This is a genomic window from Chryseobacterium sp. AG844 (assembly GCF_003182335.1).
In the GTDB taxonomy this organism is placed as follows: Bacteria; Bacteroidota; Bacteroidia; order Flavobacteriales; family Weeksellaceae; genus Chryseobacterium; species Chryseobacterium cupriresistens.
On the sequence record NZ_QGTV01000009.1, the window covers coordinates 114,440 to 135,409 of the forward strand.

Below are 20,970 nucleotides of genomic sequence, written 5' to 3' on the forward strand. Positions count from 1 at the left end.
ATAGAACTTTTTAACGCGATAAACAAAAAAATTTGTTATAATTTTGTAGTTCAATATTTTATGGGGTGAGCGAGAACTGTTTTCATTGTGGTCAAGGTATAGAAAAAGAGAGAATTTTATTTGACGAAAAGACTTTCTGTTGTAATGGATGTAAGTCCGTTTACGAAATTCTGAATTTAAATAATTTAAGCAATTTCTATGAGCTTAATAAGGGAGCGGGAATTCGTCCGAATGATGAAAATTCTACTCAATTTGATTACCTGGACACACCGGAAATCTTCGAAAAAGTGACTGATTTTTCTGAAGGAAGCACCAGCCTTGTTACCTTTAAAATCCCTGTCATTCACTGTTCTTCTTGTATCTGGCTGTTGGAAAGTCTGCATACGCTCAATAAGCATATTAAATATTCACAGGTTAATTTCACAAGGAAGACCTTACAGATCTCATTCAACCATAACGATCTGAAATTAAGCGAACTCGCTAACTTCTTAACCAATCTGGGATACAAACCGGTTATCAGTCTTGAAACTGCTGAAAAGAATGTAGATCACCTTGACAAATCTTTGCTGGTAAAATTTGCTATTGCAGGTTTTGCTTTCGGAAACGGGATGTTCCTCGCCTTTCCTGAATATGTAGGAGGCGAAGATTATTGGATGGAACATTACAAGGGGCTTTTCAGAACACTGATGTTCTTATTAGCATGCCCCGTAGTATTCTATTCAGCATCAGACTATTACAAATCTGCATGGTACGGATTAAAAAATAAAATCGTCAACATAGATGTTCCTATTGTACTGGGAATTTTTGTTCTTTTCGGGAGAAGTATTTATGAAGTAGTAACGGATTACGGTCCGGGATATTTCGATACGCTTTGCGGCCTTCTGTTCTTCATGCTGATGGGAAAAATTTTCCAGAAAAGAACGTACAGCGCGCTTTCTTACGACAGGGACTACAAATCTTTTTACCCTATTGCCGTAACGAAGGTAGACTTTGAGGGAAAACAGGAAAACATCCTTCTTTCTGCAGTAAAAGTTGGAGACAGAATTTTAGTTAGAAATCAGGAAATCATTCCGGTAGATGCGATTCTTATTAACGGAGAAGGAAATATCGACAACAGTTTTATTACCGGAGAAAGTGAAAGCATCAGTAAACAGCCGGGCGATAAAATCTTTGCCGGAGGTAAGCAGATCGGGTCATCTCTGGAGCTGGAAGTTATTAAAGATGTAGACCAGAGTTACCTTACTCAGCTCTGGAATAAAGAAGCCTTTAAAAAACATGAAACCGGACTGGATACATTGACCAACAGTATCAGTAAATATTTCACATTCATTATTTTAGGTATTGCTCTGGCTGCTGGAATTTATTGGGCATTTATTGATTTGGAGAAAATGTTTCAGGTTATTTCAGCCATTCTGATCATTGCATGCCCTTGCGCACTTGCACTGTCCGCACCGTTCACTTTCGGTCACATTATGAGGATTTTAGGCCGAAATAAGTTTTATGTAAAAGATACTTTAACGATTGAAAAAATCGCAAAACTTGATACGATTGTTTTTGACAAAACAGGAACGATTACACACAGAAAAAAATCAAATATCAAATACGAAGGATCTGAGATCAGCGAATTTGACTCTTTGAATATCAAAACTTTATTAAAAAATTCCAACCACCCGCTTTCAAAATCATTGTACGAATTCATAGAGGTGAACGATGAATATTTCCCTGTAGAGAAGTTTGTTGAAATTTCAGGAAAAGGGTACGAAGCCAGTGTAAGAGGAAATCTTTATAAAATTGGTTCAGCACGTTATAATAACCAGGAACCTAAAAACCTCGAAACAGCCGTTTATATCAGTAAAAATGGTGAATACCTGGGTAAATTCATCTTTAAAAACGAATATCGTCCAAGACTGAAAGAACTTTTCACAAAACTTACCCAGTACAAAATATTTATCCTGAGCGGAGACAACTCCTCAGAAGAAAACCAGCTTAAAGAACTTATTCCGAATTACAAAGGAATGGCCTTTAATCAAAGCCCGGAAGACAAACTGAACTACATCAAAGCCCTTCAGGATCAGCACTTAAAAGTGGCAATGCTTGGAGACGGGCTTAATGATGCAGGAGCCTTAAAACAAAGTAATGTAGGAATCGCCATTGCTGATGATACGAACAGTTTTACCCCATCTTCCGATGTCATTATGAACGGAGATAAAGTAGTTACTCTTGACAATTATCTGAACGTTTGCAAGGGTTCCATCACGATTGTGAAAATGACATTTATAATCAGTTTTTTATACAATATTGTTGGTTTAAGTTACGCTGTTACAGGGCATATGCATCCGCTCTTCGCAGCAATCATTATGCCAATCAGTTCGATTACAGTGGTTACCTTTACTACAGTTTCAACCTGGATTTTAGGTCGTAAATATTTCAAAAAACAGGCGTAAAAGCCCTTATTTAGACTGATTTTAAATTAGCTGAAATCGGCATTTCGTGATGAATGTCATTATTTTTCACTAAATTTGAACCCCGAAAATAGGTTAATTTTGTTGTCCAATGGATATTCTATATTTAATGATCCTCTGCAGTGTTTCTTTGGCTGCGATTTTCTTGGTCGTATTTATAGTGTATGCCCGAAAAGGACAGTTTGAAGATGATGAATCTCCGGCTGTCAGAATCCTTTTTGATGACGAAAAAGTTGAAGAAAAAGATGAAACCGGCAACAAAAATAAAGACGAAAAAGAAATAGGAGAAAATAATAAAAATTGAGAAAAATAGTGAATAGTTGATATGGAAACACAGAAGTTTAGTTATGACAATAGTATTGTCCGTGCGTTCCTTTATGCGACCTTAGTTTTCGGTCTCATTGGATTTACGTTCGGGCTTACGGCGGCATTAATGCTTTTCTACCCTGAATTACCTGAATTCTTTTTCGGGACAGATGACACAACCATTAAAAGTTTGGCATCGGGTAATATTGAAGGGTTAATAAACACTCATGGTGCATTTGGTTTTGGTAGAATCAGAATGCTGCACACCAATACCGTAATCTTTGCATTCGTTTGTAACATCGTTTACACGGGTATTTATTACTCATTGCAAAGATTATTAAAAACAAGAATGTACAGTGACACCTTGTCTTGGCTACATTTCTGGACCTGGCAGTTTATGATCGTTGCTACGTTCATTACCTTCTTTATGGGGATCAATACCTCTAAGGAATATGCTGAACACGAGTGGCCGATCGACATATTGATCGCATTCTCATGGATCATTTTTGGTATCAATATGTTCCTGACTATTTCAAAGAGAAGAGTGAGACACCTTTACGTAGCCATCTGGTTCTACATCGGTACCTGGATTGCAGTAGCAATGCTTCACATCTTCAACAACCTTGAAGTACCTTTATCTTTCACGGGCTGGAAATCTTATTCAGCATATGCAGGGGTAAAAGATGCTATTGTACAGTGGTGGTATGGACACAATGCGGTTGCATTCGTATTGACAACTCCGGTTCTTGGTTTAATGTATTACTTCCTTCCGAAGGCTGCAGACAGACCGGTATTCTCTTATAAACTGTCTATTATTCACTTCTGGTCATTAATTTTCGTATATATCTGGGCTGGTCCTCACCACCTTCAGTATACAGCTCTTCCGGCTTGGGCTCAGGCGGTAGGAACAGGTTTCTCTATCATGCTTATTGCACCATCATGGGGAGGTATGTTAAATGGTCTTCTTACGCTGAGAGGAGCTTGGGATAAAGTAAGAGAAAATCCTATCCTTAAGTTCTTCGTAGTAGCTGTTACCTGTTATGGTATGGCAACGTTTGAAGGACCGCTTTTGGCAACTAAAAACATCAACAAAATTGGTCACTTTACAGACTGGGTTATCGGTCACGTACACTTAGGAGCTCTTGGATGGAATGGTTTCATGGCATTCGGGGTTATCTATTACCTGGTACCAATCATGTGGAGAACAAAACTTTGGTCTGTAAAATTAGCTAACTGGCATTTCTGGTTAGGTACTTTAGGAATCATTTTCTATGCAGTTCCAATGTATATTTCAGGATTTACACAAGGATTAATGTGGAAGCAATTCAACCCGGACGGAACATTATTATGGAAAAACTGGCTGGATACGGTAACTGCAATTATTCCTTACTTCAAAATGAGATTCGTAGGAGGTCTATTCTATATCTCAGGATCTATCCTGATGATTATAAACGTAATCGCTACAGTAAGAAAAGGATCATTCCAGAAAGAAGTTCCTGCTGAAGCTCCTGCGTTGGCAAACATCAGTAAAAACAGAAAAGAAGGAGAAGGTACTCACCTTTGGCTGGAAAGAACTCCGGTATTATTAGGTATCTTATCTTTCATCACGATATCTATCGGTAGTTCAATTGAAATTATCCCTACACTATCTCTTAAGAAAAGTGTACCTACGATTTCTGCAGTGAAGCCTTATTCACCGCTGGAACTTGAAGGTAGAGATATTTATATCCGTGAAGGATGTAACGCTTGTCACTCTCAGATGATCAGACCGTTCAGAGATGAGATTACAAGATTCAACGGTAAAAACGGACAATACTCCAAAGCTGGAGAATTCGTATACGACAGACCATTCCTATGGGGTTCCAAGAGAACAGGACCGGATTTGCATAGAGAAGGTGGTAAAAACCCAAGTTCTTGGCACTACAAACACATGTATAACCCAAGATCTACTTCTGCTGGTTCTATCATGCCACGTTACCCTTGGTTAATTGCTACTGACTTAGACAGAACCAAGATGGTGGACAAAATGAAACTGATGAAGAATGTGTTTGATGTACCTTATACTAAGGCTGAAATCGATTCTGCAGACAAATGGGCTAACAACCAATCGGCAAAAATTGTGAAAGATATCTTCTCTGAAGCTAATGACCTTAAGCAGGCTTATGCTAAGAGACCTCAGGGAGAACTAGAGAAAAAAGAAATTGTAGCTCTTATTTCTTATCTTCAGAGATTAGGTACAGATATCAAAACAACTGAAATCAAAACAGCAAGTAATAACTAAAAAACATTAAAAAGTTCATACTATGATTCCTCAGAACTTTAAAGATATATTATCCAATACTGAAAATGCTGGCTTCTACCAGACACTGGCTCTGATTTTCTTTATGCTGTTCTTCATAGCTTTAGTAATCTATGTTTTTAGCAGACCTAAAAAATATTACAAAGAAGAAGAAGAGGCACCTCTTGGGGATGATGAAGATGACGATTTTAATTTAAAAAATTAAACTATTTTTTATGAAACAAAGAACACCTGTTGTTATAAACATCTTAATAATAATCGGACTTTTAATAGTTTTTTATTATTTATTTGTACAGAGCTACGCGTTCCTTTCTTCACCTTACTTCTGGGGAACTGTTGTGATCGCTGGTATCCTGTCTTACATTCATGGAGCTATCGGAGACCTTATCGAAAACAACAAATTCAAGAAATTATCTCCTGAAGAAAAGGCAGCTTATTTAGCTGAAAAGAAAGTTCCTTATTTCAAAAGATTGTACCAAAGTGCATTCAAAAAGCAATCTGCTTCTGAAGAAAAGGATATCCTTATCGACCACGGTTTCGACGGAATCATGGAGCTGGATAACCAATTACCGAAATGGTGGGTAGGTTTATTCTATTTTGGGACCGCTTTTTGTATTGTATATATTGCAGCTTACTCTTTCACAGACTTCGCTCACCCGTTAAGCGAATATGAAAAAGAATATAAAGAGCAGTTGGCAAGTATTGAAGAATATCAGAAATCTCAGCCTCCTGTAACGATTGAAACAGCTAAGTATTCAGCTGATAACATTGCAGAAGGTAAAGAATTATTCAAAACAAACTGTGCATCTTGTCACAAAGAAGACGGTAGTGGAGGTATCGGACCTAACCTTACTGATAACTATTGGATCAACCAGCCTGAGAAAACGTTATTCAAAAACGTGTTCCATATGGACTGGAATGGTTCTCCTACTAACCCTGCCATGAGAGCATTCGGTAAAAATGGAGAAGTTTCAGGTGCAGAGATTGAGAAGATTGCAGCTTATGTATATCACATCAACCAGGAACAACCACCAGTGACTCCGGCTCAGGGAGGAGCAGCTCCTCAAGGAACTGAAGCGCATTGGGAAAAAGAATAATTTAAAAAATTAGAAACATATGAAAAAAACATAATTTGTTATTAGATTAAAATAGTAACGAATTATGTTTTTTCTTTTTTAAAACCTATTATATATGTCAGACATAGAAGATATAGAAGTACGCGGCGGACAGGGACAGGTTCTGGACCCTGAGACTTACAGAGATTCTATAGGGACAATGGAGCAATCCGGAAAAAGAAAATGGGTCTTTCCAAGAAAACCTAAAGGAAAGTACACCAACTATAGAAATATTGTAAGTTATTTACTATTAATTATTTATTTTACATTACCGTTTATCAAAATCAATGGTAACCCATTGCTGATGTTTAATGTAATAGACAGAGAGTTTTTCATTTTTGGACAGCCTTTCTATCCACAGGACTTTTTTATCCTTACTTTAGGTGCTATTGCCTCTTTGATCTTTATTATTGTTTTTACGATTGCGTTCGGAAGAATTTTCTGCGGGTGGATCTGCCCTCAGACAATTTTTATGGAATCGATATTCCGTAAAATCGAATACCTGATTGAAGGAGACCGAAATAAGCAGATGAAGCTGGACAGACAGGAGTGGAACAGTGAGAAGATCTGGAAAAGAAGTTTGAAATGGACTATTTATGTCATCATTTCACTCATTATTACCCACTTTATGTTTATGTATATCGTAGGATATGAAGAAGTATTTAAAATAGTTGGGGAAGGGCCATTTGCACATCCTACCAATTTTATTGTAATGATACTTCTTACCGCAGCATTTTACTTTGTATTTGCGTGGTTCAGAGAGCAGGTTTGTACATTGGTTTGTCCTTACGGAAGACTTCAGGGTGTATTGATCGATAAAGATACCATCAATGTTTTCTATGACTTCAAAAGAGGAGAAAACAGAGCAAAATGGAGAAAGGGCGAAGATCGTAAAGCTGCAGGAAAAGGTGATTGTATCGACTGCCACCAGTGTGTTGTGGTATGTCCTACCGGAATTGACATCAGAGACGGGCAACAGCTGGAATGTATCAACTGTACAGCATGTATTGATGCCTGCGATGAAGTAATGGAAAAAGTTGGCCTTCCGAAAGGACTGATCCGTTATGCTTCTGAAAACGAGATTGAAAAAGAAACTCAATTTAAATTTACAGGAAGAATGAAAGGGTTCTCTATATTCCTGTTCCTTCTTGTAGGATTCTTAGGATATCTTCTTTACAGCCGTGGTGAGATGGAGGCTAAATTCATTAAACCTGCGGGAAGTACATTCTTTGTGAGAGACGGTAAAATTACCAATACTTATAATTATACCTTCCTTAATAAAACGAACGAGAAAAAAATCGTTACCATCAAAGTGATAGATCCGGCACATGGTGAAATTACATATAGTGCATCAAGTAAGATTCAGGTAGACAGAGATAAAATTTCCAAGGGAACCATCAATATCAGCTTCCCGGAAAATGATATGAAACTCTCTAAACAGAATATAACAATTGGTGTTTACGATATGAAAGGTAAACTGATTGATTCATACCAGACTTATTTTGAAGGACCTTTTAAACTGCAATTTTAATTAGAAAAGAATGAAAAACTTTAGTTGGGGACACGGTGTTGTAATTGCATTATTAGCATTTATAGTTTTTATATTATCCATGATGTTTCTTTTCCCGAACGGACAGAAGAATTCTGAAATGGTAACCGATAATTATTACGAAGAAGAATTGAAGTATCAGGATGTGATTGATGCTAAGAAAAAAGCAGATGACCTGCAGGAAAAACCTGTATACAGCCAGAATACCAAAGGCATTACAATCACTTTTCCAAAAGAATATAATAATTCAAATACTACGGTAAAATTTGTTTTAAACAGAACCGACGACCAGAATTTAGACATTAAAAAATCTGTACAGCTTGATGCCAGCCAGTCTTTCACCATTCCTGCGCAGGTATTGAAAGTAGGAAACTATACGTTAAGATTAAGCTGGACAAAAGATAAAACAGACTACCGAATGGATTATGACGTGATATGGAAATAGGACTTATTGTATCGGCTATTGCTTTAGGATTTGCTTCCGGTTTTCACTGTATCGGAATGTGCGGACCTATTGCTTTATCGATGGGATTAACCAAAAAACAGGCTGCCAATTTCTATCTTCAAAACCTTACCTACCAATTCGGAAGAATTTTCACCTACTCATTATTAGGTGCTCTTCTGGGGATTATCGGGCAGGGATTTGAAATGGCAGGCTTCCAGAAATATCTTACCATTACTGCCGGGGTTCTTCTGATCATTATGGCTGTATTTTCATTTGGTGGAAAAGATTTTGCTTCAAAAATTCCTTTCCTATCCAAGTTTCTGTACAGTGTAAAAATGAATTTAGGAAAATTACTTCAGAAAGCGGATTACCGTTCGAGATTTACAACAGGTCTATTAAATGGCTTTTTACCATGCGGAATGGTGTATATGGCACTTACAGCCAGTCTTGCAGGCGGAGGAATATGGCAGGGAGCTTTATATATGGCTTTATTTGGGCTGGGAACCCTTCCGTTCATGTTCGCTATTGTTCTGGCCGGAAATCTCATGAATCAGGCCTTCAGAGTAAAAGTTTTAAAAGCAGTTCCGGTAATCATGATTATTCTGGGAGGATTATTCATTCTGAGAGGTCTTGAGCTGGGAATTCCATATGTTTCTCCGAAAGCAGAAGCTATGACGATTATGAAAGATCCAAATGGAGCTGTTAACTGTCATTAATCCGTATTTTAAATCAACCATGAAGAAAATTATTGTCTTATTTCTGATAGGCCTTTTCACATTGCAGTCCTGCAGTGTGAATTCTGAAATTGTTTATCACAAAGATGCCGCTTCCACTTCTGTCACCGATATCGATACAAAAGAATTTATGTCGGAAATGATGGCAATGACACCGGATTCCTTAAAGCAGAAAGAATTCGGGGAAATGGATAAGCTTCCGATTGCCTGGACAAGTATGTATGATCTTGCCAAACAGGAAGGAAAATTGAAAACCGAAAATCCGGATTCGATTCGGATTATGAAAAAGGTCTTCATGAAATCAACAAAGGAAGATCAAAAGCTGGCTGGATTTTCTTTCAAAATAGAGCATTTTACTCCGGAAGACTATCAGGCTTTGAAAAACTTCACGAAAACTGAAAAAATTCCTCTGGATCAGAATATTTACAATAATTGGGACGGAAAGACTTTAACAATTAATACAGATAATTTTAATCTTAAAAATATTGAAGAAGCTATCAAAACCAAAAGCTCAAAGGAAGAAGCTGAGAAAGTAGCAGGTATGATGGTAATGTTTTTCAAAAAGATCGGTACTACCTTAAAGTTTGAAAATAAAATACAATCAATTTCAGGTAAACATGACTGGGTAACACAGATTGATGATCATTCCATAAGAATAGAATATGATCTGAAAGCTATTTACGATAATGATACAAAACTCAAAAACGCTGATAAGAAGATTATCATCGTTACTGAATAAAACAAAGACCACCGGATTATGGTGGTCTTTTTATTATTACTAAAAATAGATTAATTTAGTTGATCAAATCAAATCTTGCATATTCCGCAACCTTCTTAGGAAGCTTAATTCCTTCCGGTGTCTGGTTATTCTCCAGCAATGCAGCCATAATTCTAGGTAAAGCCATTGCAGATCCGTTCAGGGTGTGAACCAGCTGAGATTTCCCATCACCTTTATAACGGCATTTCAATCTGTTGGCCTGGAATGTTTCAAAGTTAGACACTGAACTTACTTCCAGCCACATTTCCTGTGCGGCACTCCAAACTTCAAAGTCATAAGTCATGGCAGATGCAAAACCTGTATCACCTCCACAAAGTCTTAATACTCTGAACGGAAGTTCAAGATCTGTAAGAATTTCTTTGATGTGTTCTACCATTTCTTCCAGCACAGCATAAGAATTTTCTGGTTTCTCAATTCTTACGATCTCTACTTTTTCAAACTGGTGAAGACGGTTCAGACCTCTTACATGAGCTCCGTAGCTTCCCGCTTCTCTTCTGTAGCACTGAGAGAATGCTGTATTCTTAATCGGAAGATCTTTCTCATCAAGTAATACATCACGATAAAGGTTTGTTACAGGAACTTCCGCCGTAGGGATCAAATATAATTTATCTTCATTAATATAATACATCTGTCCTTCTTTATCCGGCAGCTGTCCGGTTCCAAAACCGGATGCCTCATTCACAACGTGAGGAGGGTTCACTTCTGTGTATCCTTTTTCCACATTTTTATCTAAGAAATACTGAACCAAAGCTCTTTGTAATCTTGCTCCTTTTCCTAAATAAACAGGGAAACCGGCTCCGGCAATTTTTACTCCTAGTTCAAAGTCGATAAGGTTGTATTTTTTTGCCAGTTCCCAGTGAGGGATTGCTCCTTCACCAAGACCTTCTACCGGATGAGACTGGAAAATGATTTCGTTATCATCCGCAGAAGCACCACTCTTTACCAATTCATTTGGAATGTTGGGAAGCTGATACAGAATATTCAGTAAGTCGTTTTCTTTACCTTCTAACTGGGATTTCAATTCTGAGCTCGACTCTTTGTATTGTGCTGTTTTAGACTTTGCAGATTCCGCTTCTTCTTTTTTTCCTTCTTTCATCAAAAGACCGATTTCTTTCGAAATTTTGTTGATTTCGGAAAGCTGGGAATCTAGTTCAAACTGGATTCTTTTTCTTTCGTCATCGGCAGCGATAGCCTCGTCTACCAACTCAAGATTTTTGAATTGTCTTTTCTTAAGACCTTCTAAAACGCGTTCTTTGTTGTCGCGCAAAAAATTGACTTGTAACATTTTATTTAGATGTTAAATATTAGATATTAGCCTATAATCAGCTAACTGTTGTACAAATTTAAAAATTATTTTGTGACCGTGACAGTATTTATCGAAGTTGGTGCATTGGCCTCTTTTGAAAATACCGGAACTCTGTTATACAGAACTTTTGAAACCTGGAATACCGTTGGGGTATTGCGATACTGAATTTCCAAAGTATCAATCACATTATCGCTTGCATTTGTGCTTTTTGTATACGTAATCTTCATTCGGGAATAATAGGAGGTTCCTGTTCCGGGATTATCAGGGCTGATGGAATCCAGTCTTCTTCTTTTGGCTCCAGCCAGATATTCCATATAAAATAATGAATCTGTAGTCATTTTCAATGAAATGTTGATCGGAGCAATATCTTTAGTCCCAAAAATATCATTCACAGAATACCCTGTAAAAGATCCTGTTTTCTTACTGTTCAGCAAATCCTGACCAGCACTGTTCCTGACATAGATATTCATTAACTGATCTATTCTCTGCAAAGAATCATCATCACTTTTACAACTGATCAGTGCAAAAACCGCTACAAGTATACACCAAAAATATTTCATCATAAATACAAAGGTAAAATATTAATCTTTAGGCTCCTTCTTTATTTTTCAAAATATTTCTGATACCACAACTCAAAAGTAACCAGCTGCCAGATTTTTACCCAGTCATACTCATGTTCCTGGTGATTCCACCAATCATCAATCACCGCAGCATTAAAGAAGTTTCTCTTTTTTAAACTTTCAAGATTTTCAGTAATAAATTCTCTTACTCTTTTTTCGTTTTTAATGAAATAATTGACAGGAAATGAAAATCCTTTTTTGGGCATATTCAAAACTCCCTGAGGAAGATAATTCTCTGCTGTTTTACGCAATAGAGGTTTATTCTGAATTCCATTAAATCTGATGTTTCCAGGAAGTGATGCTACATAGTCTATTAAACTGTTGCTTAAATAGGGATAACGAAATTCTACGCTGTATTTCATCGCACTCAGATCATCCCGGAAAACATGGTGGGAGGATAGTGAATATTTCATGTCATATTCAAAATATCCCACATAGTTTTTTGCTTCTGAAAGGTGGTATTTTGAAAGATGTAAATCTATTTTACTATAAATATCCGGGGTTATAAGGCTTTTAATTTCCAGCGGTCTCATACTGATCTGGCTCTGCCTGAAAAAATCAAACATATGATCCTGGGAAAAGTAGTTTTTTACCCGTTGTGAAAATTTATCCTTCGTAAATATTAAAGAGCTTACAAAATTAAAATGCCTCATCAGAAGCCATCTGTTCAGCTTCAGTGTATGAGAATAACCGGCAAAAAGTTCATCAGCGCCATTTCCGCTTAATACGACTTTAAAATTCTGATCATGTGCATATTTTGCAGCATTGATCAAGACTTCGAAGCTGCTGTAAGGTTCTTCAAAGTGCTGGATATTTTCTTTAAGGTCTTCCAGCGCTTCTTCGTCACTCACTGCTTTCACCGCATGCGAAACACCAAAATGTTTAGCAGCTATAGATGCATTCTTCACCTCTTCTTCAGAAAACGGATAAGATATGGTGTATGTATTAATATTGGTATTAAAAGATTTTGATTTTGAAGCAATTAAAGTAGAATCAATACCTCCGCTCATCATTACTGCGACAGGAACATCTGCATATAACTGTTCAGAAATATTTTCAGAAAGCAGTTCATCTATTGTTCTTACAGCTTCTTCCTCTGAAATATTTTTTTGAGACGTTGAAGGTAGATTCCAGAATTTTTCTTTAGTGATGTTCTGATTGTTTAAATCAACAGTCATGATGGAAGCTGGTTCAAGGGATAAAATATGCTGAAAACAGGTTTGTGGAGCTAATGTTGTCTGAAAAAGAAAATTGGTATAAACTCCGTCCCAGTTGATTTCAGGCTTTACCAGCTCATTCTTCAGCAATGATTTTATTTCTGATGCCCAAACCAATCCCTGCTCGTTTTGATGGTAAAAAAGAGGCTTCATCCCAACTCTATCTCTTGCTAATATAATTTTCTGACCGGAAAGATCAACAATACAGATGGCAAACATTCCATCTAATTTTGCAAAGGCAGAATTTCCCCACTCCTGATAGGCTTTGAGAATAACTTCAGTATCAGAACTGCTATGGAAAGAATATCCCAAAGACTCAAGTTCTTTTCTTAATTTTTTAAAATTATAAATCTCTCCGTTAAATGTAATAATAATCTGCTCATTCTGTGAAAGCATAGGCTGATGGCCTTTTTCGGACAGATCAATGATGGATAATCTACGGAAACCTAAAGCAATATCATAGTTCCCCTCTTTTAAAACCGGAAACTGCTCTTTGATTTTTTGGGTGGAATCATTCCCTGAAAAAGAAATTCCTTCATTGGCATTATACAGCCAGAATCCTTCATCATCCGGCCCGCGGTGTCTGATCGCCTGATTCATTTCCAGAATATTTGTTGAGGAAATACTTTTATGAAATGAATAATAACCGCTGATTCCGCACATAGTAAAGAGGTAATAGATTTGTAAAAATAGGAAAATGACTTTATTTTATGGGTGTGCCGGAAATAATTATTTCTTCAAAAATTTCTTTTTTAAAAGCTGTATTTCCCGTTTTGAAACCATATAGTCTTTCAAAATAAACGGAGTAGACCTATAAAATTTCCTGAACAACAGGAAGGCCGAAACAAAGTAAGATGATGTAGTTGCTATACAAGCTCCGATAATTCCCCATTTCGGTATTGCAATGAAAGAGAGTACCACTGTAACCACTAGCCCTACAATCGATTTGATATTGAGAATTTTTAAATCTCTCATTCCTGAAAAGTAATGCCCAACCATATCACTTACCGCAATGGCAAAAATTCCCGGTGATAAAAGAAGCATTATTTCTTTGGTATCTCTGAACTCTTTCCCGAAGATCATCTCGTAAACCTGAGAGGGTATGATTATGATTCCCAGCACAAAACCTATCATCAGAAAAAAGGTCAGTTTTAAGGATTCTTTGGTTTTCCCTATAGATTCTTCACTGCTTTTACTATTGACTACATCTGAGTATAAAATCACAGCAATACTGCGGGTAATGGTCCATATCGCTTCTGAGAAAGTAACCCCGATGGAAAATATCCCTACACTCGCTAAACCTTCAAAATGTTCTAAAAAATAAAACGAAAGCCTGTAATTCAAAAACTGCACAAAAGCACTCAGCTGGGTCTTCCAGCCGTATTCAAACATGTTCCTGCCTACCTCTTTACAGAATGATATCTGGGATATATTGCATTTTTTAATGATCTGGAAAAAGCTGGTAAGAAAAAGAAGTGCAAGACATATAATCTGGGCGAGAAAGTATACGGAAACATCTTTCTTTCCGAACAGATAAACCAATATTCCAATAAATACAATATGTACAAGCTGCTGCAAAACAGTATACATATTGAACCTTTTAATATCCTGTGTTCCAATAAACAAGCTGATATTAGTAGATAAAAGTGAAGAAAAAACGGAAATTCCGATAAGGTACAGGAGATATTCACCCTGAATAGAAGCAATACTGAATAAAAAAGGAATTAGAAGACCCGTCAGGAGAGACCACAGATAGGCATACAATAAAACCTTTTCTATTTTAAACCTTGAGGCAAAATACGAAGCACTGCTTCCGGAAAAGATATTGCTGAAAAAACTTACTGCTGCTGCATTGGCCACCACAATAGAAATGGTTCCTTTCCCCTCACTTCCCCACATATTCGTTGAATAGATCACCAGCCCGAAGCTGAGGATCAGAATAAGAAAGCGTGAGACAAAGGTTTTAATGATAGTAAGCTGCATGGTGATTATGGATCAATAGATTTTTTTACAAAATCAACGAAGTTATCTTTTATAAGTTCCCAGTTATATTTTTCTTTAAATTCTTTTCGTGCATTGAGAGTATGGGATCGATAGAGCTCCGGATTCCTGATATAATTGATGATAATATCCGAGATTGCTTCTGCATCATGAGGATCAACAAGACTTCCAAACGAAAGCTCTCCCATATGCTCCCTGATCCCTTTCAAATCTGAATAAATCACAGGTTTTCCTGCTCCCATAAAATAAAACAGTTTTATCGGCAGCGAATGATTGTTTTCAAAATTAATTTCCCGAAGATCAAAACAAAGGTCAGCTTCTGTAAACGCTTCTGTAAAATACTCAAAACCAGTAGGTTTTATAATATCTATATTTTCAAAAGAATAGTCCTTTACTAATGTTCTAAAATACACATCATCACTTTCGTGTATTGCTGCTCCTATGATCAGGATTTTAATATGAAGATCAGGAACTTTTTGACGGAGAAGGTCTACGGCCTTAAAGAAATTTTCAATTCCTTTATCTTTGGAAATCTGACCCGTGTAACATAATGTGATGCTTCCCGGAGTGAGTTCTTTTATACTTTCATTAATATAAACAGAAGCCGGATAATAAGGCAGAATCATTTGTTTTTTAAATCCAAAAAAATAGGCCAAAGGGAATTTCTTGGTGGTTTCACCAAAAATAAAATGTGTACTTAGAAACCCTGCATACAGCTGAATAAGAGTAAATTTCACCGCCTGAAAAATTTTAGCAGGAAAGCGATAATTTTGAAGCATTGACATGGAAGGATACCATTCTGTAACATCATAGATACAGCTTATCCTGTGTTCTTTTACAAACTTCTTTACTGCCACAACAGCCAATGGTTCAGAGCAAATGATACCATCCGGATGAAAAGTATCACAAACTTTACTGAAAGTTTCCATTTTCGTTTTTATACTTTCTTCAAGAACAGCAAAAGATTCTATTTGTATCCCATCAATAAAACCTTTATACTCTGCATATAAACTGCATATTTTTATTTCATACCCATTATCTCTAAGAGCTTTTGCCTGATGATAAAAAATGCGGTCATCATTATAGCTGTGGGAAGTCGTTAAAAAAAGTACTTTAGGCATTAGTCACTGCTCGAATCTATACAAATATACATTAAAACAAAAAAGTGGAAATATATTTTCCACTTTATGATTATTCTTTTGTATCAGCTTAACAGCTATTATTTTATAGAAGCCGCCCAGCTCTTCTCCAAAGGAAGAAGGAAGTGGCTTAAAAAGTCCAGATACGTATTTTTAGAGAAGTCAAAAACCTGAATATCTTCTGCAAGTTCTCCGTTTCTCAGCTTCGTTTTAAAGTCTATTAATTTTAACGTTTTCACTTCACCATTCTCCACAAAACTTGCTTTCATCCTGTCGAAAAGGCCTAGCTGATATTCTTCGTCAATTTCTCTCATTACCTTTCCTAATGCATCAATGCTGCATCCTGAAGCCATTTCTTTTTCTTCATCCACACATACGATGATAAACTGATTCTTTTCAATTTTAAAGGAAGAAGAAAGTGGTTTTCCATGAGCAGCCCACGTTGCAAGGAAATCAAATAGTTTTTCAGTAATAGCTTTAGCTTCTCTTGTTTCAAAAGGTCTTGAAGCCGGATATATAATGACTCTGTAGTCGTTGGTTTCTACAATATTAGATTCTTCGATTTTCATAATGTAAATATTTATTTTTCAAGATATTAAACAATCAATCTTTATTTTACTTACCATTGAATGCTCCTATCATTGTAAAGACAAAATTACGTAATTTTCCCGAGTTTAAGATCATTGTATTTTTTACTCAGTACATAGAGCATCATAATGAAAACCGGAAAGATAAAAGGAAAGAAGAACCTTAAAGCTGCCGACTGCGGAAAGAAAAAGAATTTTATATAAACATTCACCAGGAAAAGAACCGAAATTATTCTCACCCATGCATCTTTAGAGCGCCAGAAGATCACTCCGATCATAATAGCCAGTGATAAAGTGACTTTTTTAAAATAAATGATTTTAATATAAATAATACTCAGATAGTCTTTTAAACTGACATCAATAGGATGTGTAGAAATAATAGGTCTTCTGTCAATAAAAGTATCATAAAACAGATCTTTCCATCCGGGATAATGATAAAACTTAATGATGGCGAGATACATGGCAAGAAGTACGATTCCCTGTGCAATAAAAGAAATATCAATTTTCTTTTCCCGGAAATAATGAAAAAAGAAAACAGACATAATATAAGTCAGGGTAAATGTAATATAATCTGGCCGAATAAAAGTAATACCAAATAATAGCGCAAACATTCCCCATTTATTCCATTTTTTGATTAAGCCAATCATAAAGATCAGCATAAACTGGAAAATAAACATATCAGGTGTAGAAACCCTCGACATATAAGTCATTGGTGGTAAAAGCATGGTGGCAATCGTTAATAGTACCGCAAGCCAGTATTTCTTTGGAAACAGGAGTTTCAGAATATAAAATAATAATATTCCTGAAAAAAAGTAAGAAATAAGACTGGTAAATAATACGGCCATTGGCGCTGTAAACCCTAGTTTGTAAAAAAGAGTTATCACAAGAATATACCCTACTTTGATCTGAAAATAGGGTAATTGTTCTATAAAAGATTGTGTATTTTTAACGAAATACTGCCTGGGAATATCCCATTGCTTTATTCCGATGATGTCTGTATAGTGTTCTGCTGGAGCCTCTTTCTTGATTTCCTCATAGGTCAGGATTCGGACTTTATCAGGAGAATTCGGGAACTCGGAAGTATACATACATCCCATATAGCCCGGCATATCCCAGTCATATACTCTGTTCTGATAATTCCAGAATGTAAGAAGAGCAAGTACCGAAATGATAAACAAAAAGGAGAGTCTCCATTCCCGCTTCATAAGCCTGTATAAGATTACAATTATAAGTCTTCTGCTTCAGCAAGAAGTTCTACGATATCTTTTACGGCTACCTCAGTATTTTTATTAAAATGTTTTACTCCATCCGTCATCATGGTGTTACAGAAAGGACATCCCGTTGCAATTACCTTAGGTTCAAAAGATAATGCTTCTTCTGTTCTTTCAATATTGATGTCTTTCTTTCCTTTTTCAGGTTCTTTAAACATCTGCGCACCACCTGCTCCACAGCAAAGTCCGTTGGTCTTGCAGCGTTTCATTTCTACAAGCTCAGCGTCCAGTTTCTCCAGAAGCATTCTTGGCGCTTCATATTCGTCATTGGCACGTCCTAAATAACATGGATCATGGAAGGTAATTTTTTTCCCTCTGAATGCACCTCCTTCAATTTTCAGTCTTCCTTCCTCCATTAAAGTTTTAAGGAACTGAGTATGGTGAACTACTTCAAAGTGCCCTCCCAGGCTGGGATATTCATTCTTCAGGGTATTGAAACAATGCGGACAAGCCGTTACGATTTTCTTTACTTCGTAAGCATTCAATACTTCGATATTGGTAAGCGCCATCATCTGGAAAACGAATTCGTTTCCGGCTCTTTTTGCAGGGTCTCCGGTACAGCTTTCTTCCTGACCCAGAACAGCAAATTCAACGCCTATTTTGTTTAATATCTTACAGAATGCTTTTGTAATTTTTTTGGCACGGTCATCAAAACTTCCCGCACATCCAACCCAAAATAAAACTTCAGGGGCTTTTCCTTCGGCAGCATATTCTGCCATTGTTTTTATAGTGAAATCCATTCTAAATCAAATTTATCAATATACCAATGTAACAGTTTACCAATGATTGTTACATCGTTACATTATTTACATTGTTACATTAATTTTCGTTTGCCCAGTTCAGACGGTCTGCCTGATTGTACTGCCAAGGGGCTGCGTTGTTTTCCACATTGGTCATCATCAGGTTCAGTTCCTGTGGAGCAGCAGACTGTTCCATCACCAGGAATCTTCTCATTTCAAAAATAATGGAAAGCGGGTCAAGCAATACCGGACAGGCTTCTGTACATGCATTACAAGTGGTACAGGCCCAAAGTTCTTCTTTTGTAATATAATCGTTCAACAACTTTTTACCGTCATCTACGAATTTTCCGTTCTTATCGATGTTTCGTCCTACTTCTTCCAATCGGTCTCTGGTCTTCATCAGGATCAATCTCGGAGAAAGTTTTTTACCAGTAATATTAGCCGGGCAAACGGAAGTACAACGTCCACATTCTGTACACGAATAGGCATTCAGCAATTGTACCTGGTTCAGATCAAAAATATCTTCTGCCCCAAATTTGGAAGGAACGTCGGCTTCAGCTCCTTCAGCTGGTGCTGCGTAAGGATCTGCATTAGGATCCATCATTAGTTTGATCTCCTTTGTTACAGATTCAAGATTGTTGAATTTCCCTTTTTTCTCAAGATTGGCATACCATGTACTTGGAAATGCAAGAATAATATGTAAATGCTTTGAATAATAAAGATAATTCATGAAGAAAAGAATCCCTACAAAGTGGAACCACCAGGCTGCTTTCTCTGTGAACATCAAAAATCCGTTATCAAAATTGAAGACTTCCAAAAACGGAACCAATGTCATTTCACTGATCGGGAAACTTCCATGTACTGGTAAAACTCCTCTTGACTGCAAAATAAAATCTGAGGCATTCATTTTAAAGAAAGCCATCATCAGGGCAAATTCGATGATAAGAATCCAGTTGGCATCTTCTTTCGGCCATCCGAAAAGCTCCTTCATTGTTAATCTTTTAACCCCATAAAAGTTTCTTCTGATGAAAAATATAACTACACCTATTACAACCAGAAGTGCAAGCACTTCTAATGTAGCTGTAAAGAAGCTGTAGAATCCGTGTCCCAGAACCGAAGCCAGAAAACGGTGAGTACCAAACAGTCCATCAACAATTATTTCAATGAGTTCAATATTAATGATGATAAAACCAACATAGACAAAAATGTGTAAAATTCCTGCGATAGGACGTTTTACCATCTTACTCTGTCCCATGGCCACATTAGCCATGATACTCCAGCGTTCAGATTTTCTGTCACTTCTATTGATTTCACGACCCAGCCTGATATTTCTGTAGATCTTCTGCAGGCTTTTGGCAAACAGCCCGAACCCGGCTACTAATAAAATCAGGAAAATAATGTTATCGATGTACTGCATAAGGCGTATTAGTCTTTGTTATTTTTACCGAAAACCGAGAAATTGATATATCTCTTCGGATTCGCTTTCATATCTTCGATTAATGTATTCAGATTGGAAGAAGCTGAATTCAGGTTGTTGTACAGTTGATCGTCCTTCATCAGTTTACCTAAACTTCCTTCTCCTTTATCAATACCTCCAATCACCTGATTCAATTTTCCTACTGTAGCATCCAGATTGGCAATCGTTGCATTCAACTGTTTAGTATCGATGCTCTGAGCCAGATTCCCATATTTATCCAGTGTTACTTTTCCGCTTTGCATAGTAAGGCTTGCATCATCCAGCACCTTTTGCAGTTTTGGATCATTGTGTCCTACAAGCGTATTTACACTTCCTGCTGTGGATTGTAATGCTCCTACTGTTTTATTAAGGTTGGCTAGTAAAGCTTTTATTTCAGCTCTGTTCTGAGCATCAAAAACCTGATTGGCATTCGCCATTAAAGAGTCTACTCTATGTAAAACCACCTGTAGCTGATCTTTTACCGGACCTACCTGCGAAGAAAGACTTCCCAGCGTTCCCAGCTTAAAAGCACCTTTTAAAGTGTCACCGTCTTTTGCAGTAGGCCCGCCATACATAAGGTTTACTCTCATTTCTTTACCAGACATTAATCCCGGCTCAAAGATCTCCAATGATGAGTTTTTTGAAAATTCGAATTTATTGTCGACGGTAACTTTTACGACAAAATTAATTTTTCCATCTTTTGAGGTGATAGGAATAATCTTATCTACCTGCCCTACTTTCAGACCATTAATAGAAACTGCCGCAGACTGCGCCAGACCTTCTACATTGTCATATTTTGCGTAAAATATATTGTCGGTAGTAAAAAGGCTTTTCCCTTTCATAAACTGAAACAACACCACAAAGCCTACGATAGCTAGAAGTGCAATCACACCAGCTTTTAATTCTTTACTGAACTTCACTTGCTAATTTTTTTCTAATAAGCAA

General features: G+C 36.8%; 19 protein-coding genes. 9 read left to right on the plus strand and 10 right to left on the minus strand.

Annotated features, from left to right (window positions below):
• Positions 1 to 65: 65 nt before the first annotated feature.
• From DEU40_RS11150 to DEU40_RS11190, 9 genes are all read left to right on the plus strand, one after another.
• Complete coding sequence (locus DEU40_RS11150) at positions 66 to 2,444, plus strand: heavy metal translocating P-type ATPase (protein WP_110009903.1); 2,379 nt, start codon at positions 66 to 68, stop codon at positions 2,442 to 2,444.
• A 109-nt stretch (positions 2,445 to 2,553) separates the two neighbouring features.
• The gene (gene ccoS / locus DEU40_RS11155) at positions 2,554 to 2,766 is read left to right on the plus strand and encodes a cbb3-type cytochrome oxidase assembly protein CcoS (RefSeq protein ID WP_110009904.1); all 213 of its coding nucleotides are present in this window, start codon (positions 2,554 to 2,556) and stop codon (positions 2,764 to 2,766) included.
• A gap of 21 nt (positions 2,767 to 2,787) precedes the next feature.
• Positions 2,788 to 5,049, plus strand: a complete 2,262-nt coding sequence (gene ccoN, locus DEU40_RS11160; RefSeq protein WP_110009905.1) for a cytochrome-c oxidase, cbb3-type subunit I — start codon at positions 2,788 to 2,790, stop codon at positions 5,047 to 5,049.
• Between the two features lie 22 nt (positions 5,050 to 5,071).
• Positions 5,072 to 5,272, plus strand: coding sequence for a cbb3-type cytochrome oxidase subunit 3 (locus tag DEU40_RS11165; RefSeq protein ID WP_002983870.1), 201 nt, complete (start codon positions 5,072 to 5,074; stop codon positions 5,270 to 5,272).
• 10 nt (positions 5,273 to 5,282) lie between these two features.
• Positions 5,283 to 6,164 (plus strand): cbb3-type cytochrome c oxidase N-terminal domain-containing protein, encoded by an 882-nt coding sequence (locus DEU40_RS11170; RefSeq protein ID WP_110009906.1) that lies wholly within the window; start codon positions 5,283 to 5,285, stop codon positions 6,162 to 6,164.
• Positions 6,165 to 6,258: 94 nt separating this feature from the next.
• Complete coding sequence (gene ccoG / locus DEU40_RS11175; protein ID WP_110009907.1) at positions 6,259 to 7,713, plus strand: cytochrome c oxidase accessory protein CcoG; 1,455 nt, start codon at positions 6,259 to 6,261, stop codon at positions 7,711 to 7,713.
• A gap of 10 nt (positions 7,714 to 7,723) precedes the next feature.
• Positions 7,724 to 8,176, plus strand: coding sequence for a FixH family protein (locus DEU40_RS11180; RefSeq protein ID WP_110009908.1), 453 nt, complete (start codon positions 7,724 to 7,726; stop codon positions 8,174 to 8,176).
• Positions 8,167 to 8,892 carry a sulfite exporter TauE/SafE family protein gene (locus tag DEU40_RS11185; RefSeq protein ID WP_110009909.1) on the plus strand — a complete coding sequence of 242 codons (726 nt, stop codon included), beginning with the start codon at positions 8,167 to 8,169 and terminating at the stop codon, positions 8,890 to 8,892. Before DEU40_RS11180 ends, DEU40_RS11185 begins: the two co-directional genes overlap by 10 nt.
• Positions 8,893 to 8,911: 19 nt before the next feature.
• A complete protein-coding gene (locus tag DEU40_RS11190) occupies positions 8,912 to 9,649 on the plus strand; it encodes a hypothetical protein (RefSeq protein WP_110009910.1) in 738 nt (245 codons plus the stop codon).
• Positions 9,650 to 9,704: 55 nt separating this feature from the next.
• On the opposite strand, the gene serS is transcribed toward DEU40_RS11190, so the two are convergent.
• The 10 genes from serS to DEU40_RS11240 form a co-directional block, all read right to left on the minus strand.
• A complete protein-coding gene (serS, locus tag DEU40_RS11195) occupies positions 9,705 to 10,973 on the minus strand; it encodes a serine--tRNA ligase (RefSeq protein WP_110009911.1) in 1,269 nt (422 codons plus the stop codon).
• Positions 10,974 to 11,038: 65 nt separating this feature from the next.
• The gene (locus tag DEU40_RS11200) at positions 11,039 to 11,557 is read right to left on the minus strand and encodes a hypothetical protein (protein WP_110009912.1); all 519 of its coding nucleotides are present in this window, start codon (positions 11,555 to 11,557) and stop codon (positions 11,039 to 11,041) included.
• Between the two features lie 38 nt (positions 11,558 to 11,595).
• Positions 11,596 to 13,494 carry an asparagine synthase (glutamine-hydrolyzing) gene (gene asnB, locus DEU40_RS11205; protein ID WP_110009913.1) on the minus strand — a complete coding sequence of 633 codons (1,899 nt, stop codon included), beginning with the start codon at positions 13,492 to 13,494 and terminating at the stop codon, positions 11,596 to 11,598.
• 66 nt (positions 13,495 to 13,560) lie between these two features.
• Positions 13,561 to 14,814 carry a polysaccharide biosynthesis C-terminal domain-containing protein gene (locus DEU40_RS11210; RefSeq protein WP_110009914.1) on the minus strand — a complete coding sequence of 418 codons (1,254 nt, stop codon included), beginning with the start codon at positions 14,812 to 14,814 and terminating at the stop codon, positions 13,561 to 13,563.
• A 5-nt stretch (positions 14,815 to 14,819) separates the two neighbouring features.
• Positions 14,820 to 15,953 (minus strand): glycosyltransferase, encoded by a 1,134-nt coding sequence (locus DEU40_RS11215; protein ID WP_110009915.1) that lies wholly within the window; start codon positions 15,951 to 15,953, stop codon positions 14,820 to 14,822.
• Between the two features lie 98 nt (positions 15,954 to 16,051).
• On the minus strand, positions 16,052 to 16,540 hold the full coding sequence (locus DEU40_RS11220; RefSeq protein WP_110009916.1) for a hypothetical protein: 489 nt from the start codon (positions 16,538 to 16,540) through the stop codon (positions 16,052 to 16,054).
• A gap of 86 nt (positions 16,541 to 16,626) precedes the next feature.
• Positions 16,627 to 17,763 (minus strand): hypothetical protein, encoded by a 1,137-nt coding sequence (locus DEU40_RS11225; protein WP_110009917.1) that lies wholly within the window; start codon positions 17,761 to 17,763, stop codon positions 16,627 to 16,629.
• Between the two features lie 20 nt (positions 17,764 to 17,783).
• The gene (locus DEU40_RS11230) at positions 17,784 to 18,569 is read right to left on the minus strand and encodes a (Fe-S)-binding protein (RefSeq protein WP_062676022.1); all 786 of its coding nucleotides are present in this window, start codon (positions 18,567 to 18,569) and stop codon (positions 17,784 to 17,786) included.
• 79 nt (positions 18,570 to 18,648) lie between these two features.
• Positions 18,649 to 19,986, minus strand: a complete 1,338-nt coding sequence (locus DEU40_RS11235) for a (Fe-S)-binding protein (RefSeq protein ID WP_110009918.1) — start codon at positions 19,984 to 19,986, stop codon at positions 18,649 to 18,651.
• Between the two features lie 8 nt (positions 19,987 to 19,994).
• Entirely contained in the window at positions 19,995 to 20,945 is a 951-nt protein-coding gene (locus tag DEU40_RS11240) for an MlaD family protein (RefSeq protein ID WP_110009919.1), read from the minus strand.
• Between the last annotated feature and the right edge of the window lie 25 nt (positions 20,946 to 20,970).

Bases quoted from the DNA above. Each gene is read 5' to 3' on its own strand.
- DEU40_RS11230 (WP_062676022.1), bottom strand. From the start codon at position 18,569: ATGGATTTCACTATAAAAACAATGGCAGAATATGCTGCCGAAGGAAAA.
- DEU40_RS11170 (WP_110009906.1), top strand. From the start codon at position 5,283: ATGAAACAAAGAACACCTGTTGTTATAAACATCTTAATAATAATCGGA.
- DEU40_RS11200 (WP_110009912.1), bottom strand. From the start codon at position 11,557: ATGATGAAATATTTTTGGTGTATACTTGTAGCGGTTTTTGCACTGATC.
- DEU40_RS11210 (WP_110009914.1), bottom strand. From the start codon at position 14,814: ATGCAGCTTACTATCATTAAAACCTTTGTCTCACGCTTTCTTATTCTG.
- DEU40_RS11215 (WP_110009915.1), bottom strand. From the start codon at position 15,953: ATGCCTAAAGTACTTTTTTTAACGACTTCCCACAGCTATAATGATGAC.
- DEU40_RS11185 (WP_110009909.1), top strand. From the start codon at position 8,167: ATGGAAATAGGACTTATTGTATCGGCTATTGCTTTAGGATTTGCTTCC.
- asnB (WP_110009913.1), bottom strand. From the start codon at position 13,494: ATGTGCGGAATCAGCGGTTATTATTCATTTCATAAAAGTATTTCCTCA.
- DEU40_RS11180 (WP_110009908.1), top strand. From the start codon at position 7,724: ATGAAAAACTTTAGTTGGGGACACGGTGTTGTAATTGCATTATTAGCA.
- ccoG (WP_110009907.1), top strand. From the start codon at position 6,259: ATGTCAGACATAGAAGATATAGAAGTACGCGGCGGACAGGGACAGGTT.
- ccoS (WP_110009904.1), top strand. From the start codon at position 2,554: ATGGATATTCTATATTTAATGATCCTCTGCAGTGTTTCTTTGGCTGCG.
- DEU40_RS11190 (WP_110009910.1), top strand. From the start codon at position 8,912: ATGAAGAAAATTATTGTCTTATTTCTGATAGGCCTTTTCACATTGCAG.
- DEU40_RS11220 (WP_110009916.1), bottom strand. From the start codon at position 16,540: ATGAAAATCGAAGAATCTAATATTGTAGAAACCAACGACTACAGAGTC.
- DEU40_RS11235 (WP_110009918.1), bottom strand. From the start codon at position 19,986: ATGCAGTACATCGATAACATTATTTTCCTGATTTTATTAGTAGCCGGG.
- ccoN (WP_110009905.1), top strand. From the start codon at position 2,788: ATGGAAACACAGAAGTTTAGTTATGACAATAGTATTGTCCGTGCGTTC.
- serS (WP_110009911.1), bottom strand. From the start codon at position 10,973: ATGTTACAAGTCAATTTTTTGCGCGACAACAAAGAACGCGTTTTAGAA.
- DEU40_RS11165 (WP_002983870.1), top strand. From the start codon at position 5,072: ATGATTCCTCAGAACTTTAAAGATATATTATCCAATACTGAAAATGCT.
- DEU40_RS11225 (WP_110009917.1), bottom strand. From the start codon at position 17,763: ATGAAGCGGGAATGGAGACTCTCCTTTTTGTTTATCATTTCGGTACTT.